Consider the following 14821-nt stretch of genomic DNA (forward strand, 5'->3'; position numbering starts at 1 on the left):
TGCACGCCTCGTTACGCGAGATTTTCGAGAGCGATGTCGACAGCATCACCAGCCCGATCGGGGTGCCGCTGGCCCACCTCGGCTTCTTCGTGCTCGATGCATGGTTGCAGCCCGTGCCCGCCGGCGTGGTCGGTGAGTTGTACGTGGCCGGCGCCGGGGCAGCGTACGGATATGTGGGCCAGCGGCACCCCGATCGGGCTGGTGATGCTGTCGACATCGCTCTCGAAAATCTCGCGGAACGAGGCGTGCACCGTGGTCTCGGTGATCCCGTACATGTTGATCAGGCGGGGAAATCCTTCGTGGCCCTGCAGCCACGGGGCCAGCCGCTGCGGTTCCAGTGCCTCGCCGCCGAAGACCACAGCCTCGAGCTTCAGCTGACGTCCGAGCTCGGGCCTGAGCGTGTCGGCGGTTTGCAGCGCATAAAACGCCGACGGGGTCTGGCTCAGCACCGTGACGTCCTCGGTCACCAGCAACTCGTGCAGGTCTTCCGGCGAGCGCACGATCGCATCGGGTACCACCACCACGCGGCCGCCGTACAGCAGCGCACCCCAGATCTCCCACACCGAAAAGTCGAACGCCAACGAATGACACTGCGACCACACCTGACCTGCCAACTCCAGATCGGCGTCCAGAGTCTCCAGTAGGCGCGTCACGTTGCCGTGCGGAATGGCCACACCTTTCGGGGTTCCGGTCGTGCCCGACGTGTAGATGAGGTAGGCGATGTCGTCGGAAGCCGGTTCCGGTAGCGCGGTGCCAGGCAGGCTGTCGACGGCGGTCGCGTCGACGTCGACGACCAGCAGGTCATGACCGGCCAGCTGCGGCCGCAACTCGGCGGTCGTGATCGCGGCGATCGGCGCCGCGTCGCCGAGCACGAACGCAATCCGGCTGGCCGGCACGGACGGGTCGATCGGCACATACGCGGCACCGGTTTTCAGGACGGCCAACATCGCCACGACCGCTTCGGCCGACCGGGCCAACAGCAACGCCACCCGCTGCCCGGGTCCGACGCCCCCGTGCGTCAACCGCTGCGCCAACCGTTCGGCCGCCTGGTCTACCTCGCGATAGGTCCACGAACGCGCGGTGTCGCTGATCGCCACCGCGTCCGGCACTCGGGAGACCTGCGCTGCGAACATCGCCGGAATCGAGGGGGACACCGGCGCCGGCTCGGTCAGCACCGCCCGGTTACCCCAGCGATCCAACCCGGCCTGCTCGTCGTCGTCGAGCAGACGTATCGACGAGAGCCGGCGGCCCGGATCAGCGGCCAGCGCCCCCAACAGCCGCTCCAGCCGTCTGGCGATAGTGGCGGTGTCGTGGTGGGATAACGGCCCGCTGGTCCCCGCCGTGCTGAGGAAAAGCTGGTCGCCGGCGCCCGAGAAGATCAGCCCGAAGTCGCCCACCTGGCCCGGATTGGTGAACGACGCGGATGCCTCGACGCCGGCGAAGTCCATCGTCATTTTCGACGGCATGAAGTTGACGCTCACCCTGTTGGCGCGGCGCTCCGAACCGTGCGGATGGCCTTTACGTTCGAGGGAGTGCACGGGAAACCGCTGATGTTGCAGGGCCTCCCGGATCCGCGCGTCGACGTGCGCGCAGAAGTCGGTCACCGTCGTCGCCGGCGGAACCCGCAACACCAACGGCAGCGCACCGGAGACCATCCCGGGAAGCATCTTCGATTCCGGCAGCACGCGCCTGCTGACCGGGAAGTCGAGCACCACCTCTGAGCCCTCGGCGTACCAGCCCCGCACCAGAAGAGCACACGCCGCGGTGATGACCGACGATCGAGGCATGTGCCACGTCTCGGATAGATGCTGAACCTGCCGGAGCACGACGGGGTCTAGTCGAACCGGTGGCGCAGGCGAATACGGCTCGCCGTCATCCGCGGCATCGGGCAGCCGGTAATTCGATTCGCTGTCCCGCGGCAGGTTCTGCGACCAGTACGTGTGGTCGTCCGAGTAATCGGTGGAGGCTTCGTAGTCCAGCTCGCAACGGACCAAGTCCTGCAACGTTCCGAAGAAGGCCGGCGGAATGGGTTCGTTCGCAGCGATTGCCGCGTAGACCGTCGCAATCCGGTGGGCGAGAAGGGTAATCCCGGATCCGTCGATGACGATGTGGTGGAAGCAGCCGAAGAGATGGAATTCGTCGGTCCAGGTGCGAAATAGCGCAAACCGGTAGAGCGGCCCGGTTGCCGCCATCGGCGTGCCCTGGATCGACGCCGCGATCCGGCGCGCTTCTTGGACCGGATGGTGCGAGTCGCTGAGGTCGTAGAAGGCGACCTCGACGTCCGGGTCGGCGATCCGCTGGTAAGCCGTGCCATCCTGGTCGAAGATGGCCGCCCGGGCCGGTTCGGCCTCGTGCATGACGTGGCGGATCGCCCGCTCGAGCAGATCACGCTCGATCGCGCCGTCGAACCGCACCAGCACGCCCAGTTGCCATTCCGTATCGGAGCGACCGGTTTCCTGCGCGAGCCAGATGTCGAGTTGTCCCCGCGTCAGCGGGAGTGCGCGGTCGTCATGATCCATCCGGATTACCTATCGAGACCCCCTGTCCCGCTGCCAACCTGTCGCGCAGACTCTTCGGCCGGATATCAGGCCAGTTCGCTTCGATGTAGTCCAGGCACGCTGCGCGATCCCCCTCGCCGTAGACCACCCGCCAGCCGGCCGGAACATCTGCAAAAGCCGGCCACAGACTGTGCTGCTCCTCGTCGTTGACCAAGACGAAAAAGCTGCCGTCGCTGTCGTCGAACGGATTGATGTTCACGCGTCTCCAGACCGCCTAATCAACATGAGTAGAACAAGTTCTAGACGATACTGGGCCCCCGACGGCTTGTCTAAGGGTTCGGACGAAGAGTCTGGAAAACGGATCACCGGGTCACCTCACCGAGGGCCCGAAGTCGCCGGCGCACGCAATTGGGATCGCAGTATGCGGTACTCGAGCAGGCCCGCCCGCATCTGCTCGTAGATGGCGGACCCGGGCAGCGCAAGGAAGTTGGCTACCCGAGCATTTCCGTCGCCATACACCTGCTCCCAGTTGCTGCTCGCCAGATCACGCGAGGCAAGTACGTTCGCCGTGATATCGCGGTCGTCGCCGGTGGAAAACCCCAGTTTCGCCAGACGCATCCGGACGAAGTCCCAATCGTCAGGGCTCAGGAAGTCGGTGTGCAGGAACCATGCCCCGGGCCGGCAGATCCGACGGACCTCACTCAGAAACTTGGGCAAATTCCCATACGAATGTGACGACTCGACGTTGAGGACGGCGTCGCACGACTCATCGGCCAGCGGAATATCCAACGCGTCGCCGACTGTGAAGTCGATCGAATCGCCGAGGTGCGTCTTACGACAGAAGCCGATGGCTTCCGCGGACATGTCGATGCCGATGACCTGAGCGCTGAACCTCTCCGCGACGAGTCGCGAGTTGCCTCCGCGCCCACAGCCTATTTCGACGACGGTGCGGTCATTCAGGTCGAGCGATCCGATGACCTCGAACACCAGCCGGACCGAATTGGCATTGAAGGTGCCGTCGCGAATGGCGAACGAGGATTCGTTGTGGGAATCGGTGGGCACGTAACCGTAATTCAGGAAAAACGACGAGTCGGCCACCCCGACCGCCTCCAAGCGGCGGCTCAGCAGATCGTAGAAGCTGTGCCATCCGTCGGCGGTCGTCGACAGCAGGTCGTCAGCCAGGTGCGCCGACATCGGTTGGTTCATTGTGCCGCTCCTATCCGGCAGACTCGGCCGCGCCGACGGGTTCGGCTTCGACTGGCTGGGCCTCGATCGACTGGGGGACCTGACCGGCCAGGTACTCGGCCAGCGACCCGATCGTCGGATAGTCGAATACGGCGGTGGCGGTGATCGTGAACCCGCCGCCGAACTGGGGGAGCAACCTGTTGCTGAATTCGACCGCCATCAGTGAATCCGTGCCCAGTTCAAGGAAGCGGCTGGTCGCGGCCGGCGGCTGCGCGAGCCTCAGGAAGTTCTGCACTTCGCGCCGTAGGTACTCGGTGAGGAAGCTGCCGCGTTCGGCCTCGGGCACCTCGTGCAGACGGCGGAGCAACTCGCTGTCACCACTGGAGGCCGCGACAGCACTCGGCAGCAAGTGGTCGAGGATCGCGGGGCGGGTGCCGCCGAGTCCCTTTGCGGCGCGCTGCCAGTTGGCTTTCAGTACGGTGGCCTGCCCGGTCCCGTGGGCGATGATCTCGCCCAGCCCGTTGAGTGCGGCCGAGGGCTCGAGTGGGATCAGGCCTTGCGCACTGAGGTTGGCGCGGGCGGCGTGCGAGGTCGCCATGCCGCCTTTTGCCCAGGGGCCCCAGTTGATGCTGGTCGCCGGCAGGCCCTGTGCTCTGCGGTCGGCGACGAGCCCGTCGAGCAGCGCGTTGGCCGTCGCATAGTTGGCCTGGCCGGGTGAACCGATCACGCTGGCCGCCGACGAGTACACCATGAAGAAATCGAGGTCGTCGTCTCGCGTCAACCGGTCCAAGTGGCGGGCGCCGAGGGCTTTGGGCGCCAACGTCGTTCGGAACCGCGCGAGGCTCTGCTGGGAGAGCAGCGCGTCGTCGAGTACGCCCGCCAAATGTGCCACGCCCGCCAGCGGCGGCAACTCCGCCCGGATTCGCTCGATCAGTTCGCTGGCCTGCGCCGCATCGCCGACGTCGGCCGCGAAGGTGTGAATGCGGCACCGGTACCGCTCTGCCATCTCGGCGATGGCCTGTTGCGCGTCGGCATCCGGTGCACCCCGGCTGGTCAGCACGATGTCACCGGCCCCGAGCTGGGCCAGGTGGGCCGCCGTGTAGAGGCCGAGTGCACCGAGGCCGCCGGTGATCAGATAGCTCCGATCATCGCGCGGCTGTAGCGGTTTCGGCATCTGCAACACGATCTTGCCGATGTGCCGGGCCTGCTGCATGCGGCGGAACGCGGTCTTCGCCTCGGTGAGCGGGTAGACCTCGGCGGCAATGGGTGCGAGTTCACCCTTGGCCATGCTGTCCGCCAACTCGGTCAACAGGTTCCCGGTCCGCTCCGGCTCGTGCTCGATGCACCAGTCGAGCGCGATGATCTGGTAGTCGATATCCGGACGGGCCGCCGCCATCTGCTCGGGAGTCCAGATGTCGCGCTTGGCGATCTCGGCGAACCTGCCGCCCGGAGCGGTGGCCCGCACGGTCGCTTCGATGAATCCCTCGTTGGTGAGGCTGTTCAGCACGACATCGACACCCGAGCCGCCGGTGTCGGCCAATATCTGGTCGGCGAAATCCGTTGTGCGCGAATCGTAGACGTGCTCGACACCCATCTCACGCAGCGCCGCGCGTTTGTAGGTGCTGGCGGTGGCGAAGACGGTCGCACCGCGCTGCTGGGCGATCTGGATCGCGGCCAGACCGACGCCACCGCTGGCGGCGTGAATGAGCACCCGGTCGCCGCGCCCCACGTTCGCCCAGTCGAACGCGAGCCGGGTCGTCAACGCTCCCGCGGGGACGGTGGCCGCGGCTACCGCACTCACCGCGGTCGGCACAGGCGCCAGGAACTGGGCCGGCACGTTGACTCGGCTCGCGAAACCGCCAGGCATGAAGCCGAATACCCGCTGGCCGATCTCGAATCCGGTGACGCCGTCGCCCAACTCGGTGACGACGCCGGCAAGGTCGCCGCCGCCGACCCGCCCCGGATCGCCCGGATACAGGCCGAGCACGTTGAGCACGTCGCGGAAGTTGAGGCCCGCGGCCTCCACCCGGATCTGCACCTGTCCCGCGCTCGGCGGCGGCACATGTGCCTCGATCAGCCGAAGGTTGTCGATCGCGCCGCGTTCGGTCGGCTCTAGGATGTAATCCTCTGCACGAGGTATCGGGAGATGGCCGTCGCGCGCCCACGGCAGCAGTCGCGGCACCAAGCACTTACCTTGTCGCAGTGCGAGTTCGGGTTCGTCTGTGGGTGCGTCGAGCAGACCGGCCAGTGTGGGCACGGCGTCGCCGAAGCCGTCGCAGTCGACCAGTCTGCACCGAAGCGCCGGCTGCTCGGTGATGACGGTGCGGCCGAACCCCCACAGTGCCGACTGGACCGCGTCCACCGGTTCGCCGGCCTCGGTCGCCACGGCGCGTTCTGTGACGATCCACAGTCCGCCGGTGAGTTTCAGGTCCGGCTGCTCCTGAAGTGCCTGCACGACGGTGAGCAATCGATCGATCTCGATCTCCAGCCGCGCGGTGAATTCGTCGTTTGCCTCGTCTGCGCCCGGTCGCCCGGTGCTGCGCCAGACGATGCCGGTGACCGGCGTACCGCGCTCGGCGGCTTGCGTGAACAGCCGCTGCCAGGATTCCGGACGGCTGTCGTGGTCCAACGACAGGCAACTTGGAACCTCGGCAGCCAGTTCGTCGAAGCCGGTAATCAGCCAGGTGTCGTCGCGGTTCCCGTCGCCCGGAGCCGGCGGCGAAACCTCTTGCCAGCCAAGGGTATACAGGTTCCGGCTGCCGTCGCCGCCGAGTCCGCGCAACAGCGCCTCCCGGGGCGCGCGCTTGACCGTGAACTCGCGAATTTCACCGAGCTGGCGACCGCCCCGATCCACGAAATCGAGGTCGAACACCTGCGTTTCGCTGTCGACGCCGCCACTTTGCCACCGCGCGCGGCAATAGAACCGCTTCGGCAGCCGCTCACGCAATGTCACTCGCCCGTACCGCAGCGGCAGGAAAAGGTCGGCAACGCCGCCGTCTTCGGCCGCCGCGAGCACCGCCGGGAAGGCCGGGAACGCAATTCCGGTGCACAGGTCGAGCAGGACCGGATGGATCGGCTCGTCGCCGAGCTGCTCGGCGAGTTCGTCACCGATGGCGATATCCCCAACGGCCTCACCGTCACCCGCCCACAGCGACTTGAGCGAGGTGGACCAGGTCGGACCCCACGTCAGCTCCATGTCGGCGAAGGTGTCGAACAGCTGTTGCGGGCGCGTGCGGGCCAGTCTCTCGCACGCGGCGTCGATCGACTCGGTCGGCTCCGAAGTCGGCTCGTCGTCGACATCGGGGACGATGTGGCCGTCGGCGTTCAACGACCACTCGGTGTCTCGATCACCGTACGGGCGACTGTGTACCTGGAAGGTCCAGCCGCCGCCGGCCTCGACCGGGTGCACGGTGAGCTGCACCTCCCGGGACGTCTTCTCGCCCAGGATGATCGGCTCGTAGAAGAAGACGTCGCGCACCTGCGCGGGAGTCCCGACCGCCGCAATGGCCATCGTCGCGTACGTCGCGCCTGGGACAACCACGGTGCCGTAGATGACGTGATGCGATAGCCACGGCTGGGTATTGATGGACCAGCGGCTGGTGTAGACGACGTCGCCGGAAGCGAGATCCTTTGCGCTGCCGAGTATTCCGGCCCCGGCGCTGCCGCCGTCGGCGCGGATGTCGGCGGTCTTGGGCCAGTAGCGACTGCGCTGGAACGGATACGTGGGCAGTTCGAACTTCCGGCCCGGCTCGCGGTGCAGCGCCGCGAACCGCGGCCGATGCCCTGCGACGTAGGCCGCGGCGAGCGCTTCCGCCATTTGGCGCTGGGCGTCGGTGCCCTTGCGCAGCGACGCGATCGCCTGCGGAGTCGCGGCGGAGTCCGGCCAGGCCTGCAGTGCGGCACCGGTCAGAATCGGTTGCGGACCGACCTCCATCAACACCGAGCAGCCAAGCTGGGCGACGGTGCGCACGCTTTCGGCGAACTGCACCGGCTGCCGGGAATGCCGCCGCCAATACTGGCCGTCCAGAGGGATTTCCGCGGTGAGAACCTCCCCGGTGCGGTTGCAGACCAGCGGCAGCGTGGGTACCGCGAATTCGAATCCCTGTGCATAGGCCTCGAATTCATCCAATGCTGGCTCGAGCAGCTCGGAATGGAAGGCGTGACTGGTTTCCAGCCAGGTGCAGCGGATCTCATCTCCAGTCAGGCTGGTCACGATCTGTTCGAGGTCCTCGGCGGGACCCGACAGCACCGTGTTGGGTCCGTTGTAGGCGGCGACCGAAATCCGCGGGAATCCGTCGGCGACGCGTTCCACCTGTTCGGCGTCGGCGAAGACCGCCACCATCCGGCCGCCCTCGGGCAGGTTGCCGAACAGCCGGCCGCGCTCGGCCATGAGGCGTGCCCCGTCTTCGAGGCTGAACACGCCGGCCACGCACGCCGCGGCGTACTGGCCCACGCTGTGGCCGAGCACCACGTCGGGCTCAATGCCCCACGACTGCCACAACCGGGCCAAACCCATCTCGATGGCGAACAATGCCGGCTGCGCAAAAGAGGTGTGCCGCAAGGTGTCTGCGTTGTCGGTGTCGAACAGCACGTCGAGCAACGGACGGGGCAGCAGCCCGTCGACCGCATCGGCGCACCGCTGTACGACGTCGGCGAACACCGGTTCGGTATCGAACAACTCGCGCGCCATCCCCGGGTATTGGCTGCCCTGCCCGGTGAACAGCCACGCCGTCTTCGGCCGGTCGCCGCACACGCCGCGCACTGCGCCCGGCCCCAGGCGGTTCTCGGCCAACCCGGCCAACAGCTCGCGACCGCCCTGAACGGAATCCATCACGAGCGCGGCGCGGTGTTCGAAATGCGAACGACCGACTCCGGCGGTGAAGCACACATCGGCGATCTTGGCGTCCGGGCGTGCATCCAGCCAGGCTCCGTACCGCTGCACCAGGGCCGTCAGCGCCTGCGGTGATCGGGCCGACAGCGGTAGCACGCTCAGCGGTTCGGGCGTCGGCTCCGTCGCGACCTCGTCTGCCGATCGCGACGGCGCTTCTTCGATGAGGACGTGTGCGTTCGTGCCGGAGAAACCGAAGGAACTGGTTCCGGCGCGGCGCGGCCTGCCGTTGGCCTGCCAGGGAATCGCCTTGTCCACCACACGAACCGGCAGGGAATCCCACGGAATGTTCGGCGAGGGGTTCTCGAAGTGCAGGTTCTGCGGCAGCACTTCGTGCTGCAGCGACAACACCACCTTGATCAGGCCCGCGATCCCCGCTGCCGACTCGAGGTGCCCGATGTTGGTCTTCGCCGACCCGATCAGCAGCGGGCGGCTCGAGTCACGACCGGCGCCGTAGACCGCCGCAGCGGCCTGCACCTCGATCGGGTCTCCCAGTGAGGTGCCCGTGCCGTGCGCCTCGAGGTAATCGACGTCTCGGCCCTCGACACCGGCGCGGGCCAGGGCGGTGGCGATAAGCCGTTGCTGCGCACCACCATTCGGCACCGTCAAACCACTGGACGCGCCGTCCTGATTAACTGCGCTGCCCCGAATGACCGCACAGATCTGATCGCCGTCGCGCTGCGCATCGGTGAGCCGCTTGAGCACCAGAATTCCGCAGCCCTCGCTGCGCGCATAGCCATTCGCGGCCGCGTCGAAGGTCTTGCACCGGCCGTCGGCGGACAGCATTCTGGCGCGCGAGGTGGCAACGATGGAAGCCGGGCTCACCAACACGTTCACCCCGCCGGCCAGCGCCATGTCGCAGTCGCCGGAGTGCAAAGCCTGGCAGGCCTGATGGACGGCCACCAGCGACGCACTGCACGCGGTGTCCACCGCCATCGCCGGGCCTTCCAGCCCGAGTGCGAACGCCACCCGACCCGCGATGACATTGAGCGCATTGCCGGTGATGAAGTGGGCCTCAATGGTTTCCACCGAGTTGGTGTTGAGCAGTTGCGAGTACTCGTTGGCGGCCACCCCGACGAACACCCCGGTTCGGCTACCCCGCAGTGCGGAAGGCGCGTACCCCGCCCTTTCCAGCCCTTCCCACGCGATTTCCAGCATCAACCGCTGCTGAGGATCCATCCACACGGCCTCGCGCGGGGAGATTCCGAAGAACTCCGGATCGAATCCGTCGATCCTGTCGAGGTATCCGCCGTAACGGGTGTAGATCTTGCCCGGGGCCTCGGGATCCGGGTCGTAGTATTCGTCGACGTCGAACCGGTCGTCCGGGATCTCCCGGATCGCATCGACACCGCCGGACAGCAACTCCCAGTACGCTTCCGGATCGGGTGCCCCCGGAAAACGGCAGGCCACCGCGACGATCGCGATCGGCTCGTCGGTGCGGATCGGCGTGGGCGAATCCAGTTGCGCCGCTGGCTTAGTGGCGGCCGGCGCGCCGATGCTGAGTACGTCGTCGAGCAGGTAGTCGGTCACGTCGACCAGGCGGGGATAGTCCATCGCCAGGGTGGCCGGCAACTCCTGCCCGATGGCGCGCTCGAGTCGGGTGCGTAGTTCCACGGCCATCAGCGAGTCCATCCCGACGGCGAAGAAGCCGGACTCGTCGCGGATCTCGGCCGGATCGATCCGGGTCACCTCCGCGACGACGTCGCGAAGGTAGTCCACGACAAGTTGCTTCCGCTGTTGCACCGGAGCCAGGGTGAGCCGGTCCACCAATTGGGTTGTCCCAGAAGATGTCGGCACCGGTGCCGACTCGGGCACTTCCTTCTGGAGCTGCGCCAGGAATGGCCGTTTGCCGGTCAACTGGTAGAGGGGCAGGAAGCTGGCCCAGTCGATCCGGGCCACCACGCCCTGGACGGTCGAGGACGCCATGAGGTCGACCAGACCCGCCAGTGCGTCGGCGGGCGACAATGGCCGGACGCCGCGCTTGTTCAGTTGCGCGCGGGCGTCCTCGTCGGCCATGCCCGGGGCCGACCACGGACCGAAGTTGACGCTGAAACCGGGGACACCCAGCTCACGCTGCCGCCGGGCCAGCCCGTCGAGGAAGGCGTTGGCCGCGCTGTATGCGGTCTGGCCGAAGCTGCCCCACACCGCGGAGATCGAGGACGTGCTGACGAAGAAGTCCAATTCCAGGTCGGCGGCCGCTTCGGTCAAATGCCAAGCGCCCCAGACCTTGCCGGCGAATACCCGGTCGACCTCGTCGTCGTCGAGGTCGCACAGGGGAGTGGTGCCGATCTCGCCTGCGGCGTGCACGATGCCCGCCACCGGCGGCAGTTCGGCGTGCACCGTGGCGAAGAGGCGGGCGACGTGGCGTGGATTGGCGACATCGGCGGCGACAACCCGCACGTCGCAACCGGTTTGTTCCCGTAGCCCGTCGATACGCTGCTGCGCGACCTCGCTGGGCGAGTGGCGACTGGTCAACACCAGATGCCGGGCGCCGTGCTCGGCCAGGTATCCGGCGACTTCCATTCCGAGCGCGCCCAGTCCGCCGGTCACCAGATACGTTGCGTCAGAACGTAACGCCAACGGGGTCGCGACGGGCTGGCCGGAGCGTCGAGTCAGCCGGGGGACATAGACCGCGTGATCGCGCAACGCGAATTGGTCTTCGGCGGGGGTTGTGACCAGGTGGTCGATCAACCGCGACCAGTCGTCCGCGCCGCTCTGAGGCAAATCCGCCAGTCCACCCCATAATCGCGGATGTTCCAGCGCGGCGGCGCGACCGAGTCCCCACAGAGAACTCTGGTCCGGTGACACGTGGTCGGTGCTCAGGATGTGTTGTGCACCGCGGGTGATCAGCCAGATGGGTGCCCGCAGTTCGGCGGCGGCCGCGGCCCGGAAAAGTCGCCGTGCCCCGCTCAGCACCCGGATGTGCATCCGGTCCAGCGCGCGCGTCGACGCGGCGTCCTTCGGGTCGATGGCGGCGAGATACAGGATCTGTAGCGCGGCTTCGTCGGCGGCCGCGGCGCGCAGCGTGGCTTCGAGCCGCTGCTCGTCCGCCTCGGCTACCGGCAACCCGAGAATCTCGTGCCGGTGCCCGCGCGCAGTCAGCGCATCGACCAACGGCTGAACCGCATCAGCGTCGTCCCCGAAGAGAAGCCAGATCGATCCCTCGCCGGCCGGTGCACCCCCTGGGACTCCGGAACTTGACTTCTCCCACCGGATTTCGTATCGGGAGTCGGCGATCGACTGCGCTTTGCGCTGCTGGTTATGTTGGGCGGCAACCTGTTTCAGTAGGTCGACCGCCTGCTGATTGTCTCTGCCGCCGTCGATCAGCGCGACGAGTTCCTCGATTCGGCCATCCTCGAGAAGCCGGACGGTATCGGTTCGTGCGGCTTGATCGTCGTCAAAGCTCCGGGTGGCGCGGGCCCGTTGCTCACGGAACCAGTACTGACGGTGCTGGAACGGATAGGTGGGCAGGTCGAGCTTGTGCACCGGTCCCTGCTGCAGAGCGGCGAAGTCGGGCAGGTGTCCGACGATGTAGGCGTTGGCGAGGGCTTCGGCGATCTGACGGTGGTCGGCCTTGTTCTTACGCAGCGACGGGATAGCCCGCGGTGCGGTTGCCGGGTCGGGCCAGGCCCGCATCGCCGCTGCGGTGAGCACCGGTTGCGGGCCGACCTCGAGCAGCATCGTGCAGTGCAGGTCGGCCAGCGTGTTGACGCTCTTCGCGAACTCGACCGGTTGCCGCGCATGGCGCCGCCAGTACGCGCCGTCCAGTGTCGCGGTCCGGCCCAGGGCTGCGCCGGTGCGGTTGCACACCAATGTCCGTTGCGGCGAGGCGAATTCGAATCGATTGGCATACGACTCGAACTCGTCGAGGACGGGATCCAACAGCGCGGAATGGAAGGCGTGGCTGGTATCCAGCCAGTCGCAGCGCACCCCGTCGGCTTCCAACCCGGCCACGGCCTGGTCCAGATCCTGCGTCGGTCCCGACAACACGGTGTTGGCGCCGTTGTAGGCGGCCACCGACAGGGTCGGGAACTGGTCGGTCATGCTTTCCACCCGCTCGGCTGGGGCGAACACCGCGATCATCCGGCCGCCGTCGGGCAAGCTGCCGAACAACCGGCCGCGCTCGGCCAGCAGCAACGCCCCATCCTCGAGGCTGAACACACCGGCGACGCAGGACGCGGTGTATTGGCCGACGCTGTGGCCGATCACCACGTCGGGCTCGAAGCCCCACGACTGCCAGAGCCGGGCCAGGCCCATCTCCACCGCGAACAACGCCGGTTGGGCGTAGGCGGTTTGCCTCAGGGTTTCGTCGCCTTCCGGATCGAAAATGACGTCCAGCAGCGGCTTTTCGAGCACCTCGGCGACCGCCGCAGCGCACCGGGTCATCGTGTCGGCGAACACCGGTTCGGTCTCGAACAATTCCCAGGCCATTCCGGCGTATTGGCTGCCCTGACCGGGGAACAACCACGCCGTCCTCGGCTTGTCGGCGCATTCCCCCCGCACCACACCGGTTGCCGGGCGGTCCTCGGCCAGCGCCCGCAGTGACTCACGTGCGGATTCCGTCGAGTTGACCAGCAGTGCGGCCCGGTGCTCGAAGTGCGACCGGCCGGCCCCGGCGGTAAAGCACAGGTCGGCCAACGACGCGTCCGGGTTGGCGTCGAGCCAGTTTCCGTATGCCTCGGCGAGCTCCACCAGGGCGGCCGGGCTACGTGCCGACAGCGGCAGCAGGCTGAACCTCCTGTCGTCGCCGGGCGTCGTGGCCACACGGTTCACCTCGGCGACCGGCGCCTCCTGCACGATCACGTGTGCGTTGGTCCCGGAGAACCCGAACGAGCTGACCCCGGCGATCCGCGGCCGCCCATTGCGCTCCCACTGGTGAGCCTCGTCGACCACCCGGACCGCCAGCCGGTCCCAGGGAATGTGGGGCGACGGGTTCTCGAAGTTCAAGTGCTTCGGCAACATCTGGTGCTCGAGCGACAGGATCACCTTGATCAGGCCCGCGATCCCCGCGGCCGCCTCCAGGTGCCCGATGTTCGTCTTCACCGACCCGATCAGCAGCGGCCGGCCGGCGTCGCGGCCCTGACCCAGGACCGCACCGGCGGCTTGGACCTCGATGGGGTCGCCGAGCGACGTCCCGGTGCCGTGGGCCTCGAGGTAGTCGACATCGCCCGCGGCAACGCCGGCACGCTGTAGTGCTTCGGTGATGACACGTTGCTGGGCGACACCATTCGGCACCGTCAAACCGCCCGATGCGCCGTCCTGGTTGATCGCGCTGCCGCGGATGACGGCCCGGATCCGGTCGCCGTCGCGGATCGCGTCCCCGAGACGTTTGACGACGACGACACCGCAGCCCTCGCCGCGCACGTACCCGTCCGCGGACGCGTCGAAGGTCTTGCACTTGCCGTCCGGAGCCAGCATGTGGGCGTGCGAGAAGGTCATCGCAGTCTTCGCGCTGAGCATGACGTTCACGCCGCCGGCCAGGGCGAGGTCGCATTCACCGAAGCGCAAGGCCTGGCAGGCCTGATGGACCGCCACCAGCGACGAACTGCACGCCGTGTCGACGGAGACCGCCGGGCCCTGTAGCCCCAGCCCGTAACTGATCCGGCCCGCTCCGGCCGCCGACGACGTTCCGATCGCCACGTAGGCCTCGATCTCGGCGGGACTCAACTCCTCGGAGATCAACCCCAGGTAGTCGTGGGTGCCCAGCCCCATGAACACCCCGGTCTGAGTGTTTGCCAGGGCCGACGGCGCGGTGCCCGAATGCTCCACCGCCTGCCACGCCGTCTCGAGCAACAGCCGATGCTGCGGGTCGATCAACATCGTCTCGCGCTTGGACAGCCCGAAGAAGGCCGCGTCGAATCCCGTGACGTCGTCGATGAAGCCGGCCCGGCGGCTGACGATCTTGCCCGGCGCATCGGGATCCGGGTCGTAGTACTCCTCGACGTCCCACCGGTCTGGCGGCACCTCGGACACCGCGTCGCGGCCGTGGGCCAGCACGTCCCAGAACTGCTCCGCATCGGCGGCGCCCGGCACGCGCAGCGCGTAGCCGACTACCGCAAACCCCTCGTCGACCCCCTGTGATTCATCCGCCGGAATGGGTGTCTCCATGGTCAAGGGGCTGTCCTCTCGCCGATTGGGTCTTTCGATCCGGCTTGTGGGCGTCGCGGCCCGGACAGCCGCCTAGTCGGCACGAGCCGATTAGTTTGACATGAGTAGAACAAGTTCCAAACCATACTGGAGGCCCGGAGGG

4 protein-coding genes are annotated in these 14821 nt (G+C 67.3%); all 4 read right to left on the reverse strand.

The window, feature by feature from the left end; translation table 11 throughout:
• Nucleotides 1-11: 11 nt before the first annotated feature.
• On the reverse strand, nucleotides 12-2519 hold the full coding sequence (locus A5658_RS03120) for an AMP-binding protein (RefSeq protein WP_067331044.1): 2508 nt from the start codon (nucleotides 2517-2519) through the stop codon (nucleotides 12-14).
• Nucleotides 2509-2757, reverse strand: a complete 249-nt coding sequence (locus A5658_RS03125; RefSeq protein ID WP_067331046.1) for an MbtH family protein — start codon at nucleotides 2755-2757, stop codon at nucleotides 2509-2511. Before A5658_RS03125 ends, A5658_RS03120 begins: the two co-directional genes overlap by 11 nt.
• 116 nt (nucleotides 2758-2873) lie before the next feature.
• Nucleotides 2874-3704 (reverse strand): class I SAM-dependent methyltransferase, encoded by an 831-nt coding sequence (locus tag A5658_RS03130; RefSeq protein WP_067331048.1) that lies wholly within the window; start codon nucleotides 3702-3704, stop codon nucleotides 2874-2876.
• Between the two features lie 10 nt (nucleotides 3705-3714).
• On the reverse strand, nucleotides 3715-14679 hold the full coding sequence (locus A5658_RS03135) for a type I polyketide synthase (RefSeq protein ID WP_067331050.1): 10965 nt from the start codon (nucleotides 14677-14679) through the stop codon (nucleotides 3715-3717).
• Nucleotides 14680-14821 lie beyond the last annotated feature (142 nt).

Source organism: Mycobacterium sp. 1245111.1 (genome assembly GCF_001673405.1).
GTDB lineage: Bacteria > Actinomycetota > Actinomycetes > Mycobacteriales > Mycobacteriaceae > Mycobacterium.

Bases quoted from the DNA above. Each gene is read 5' to 3' on its own strand.
- A5658_RS03120 (WP_067331044.1), bottom strand. From the start codon at position 2,519: ATGGATCATGACGACCGCGCACTCCCGCTGACGCGGGGACAACTCGAC.
- A5658_RS03130 (WP_067331048.1), bottom strand. From the start codon at position 3,704: ATGAACCAACCGATGTCGGCGCACCTGGCTGACGACCTGCTGTCGACG.
- A5658_RS03135 (WP_067331050.1), bottom strand. From the start codon at position 14,679: ATGGAGACACCCATTCCGGCGGATGAATCACAGGGGGTCGACGAGGGG.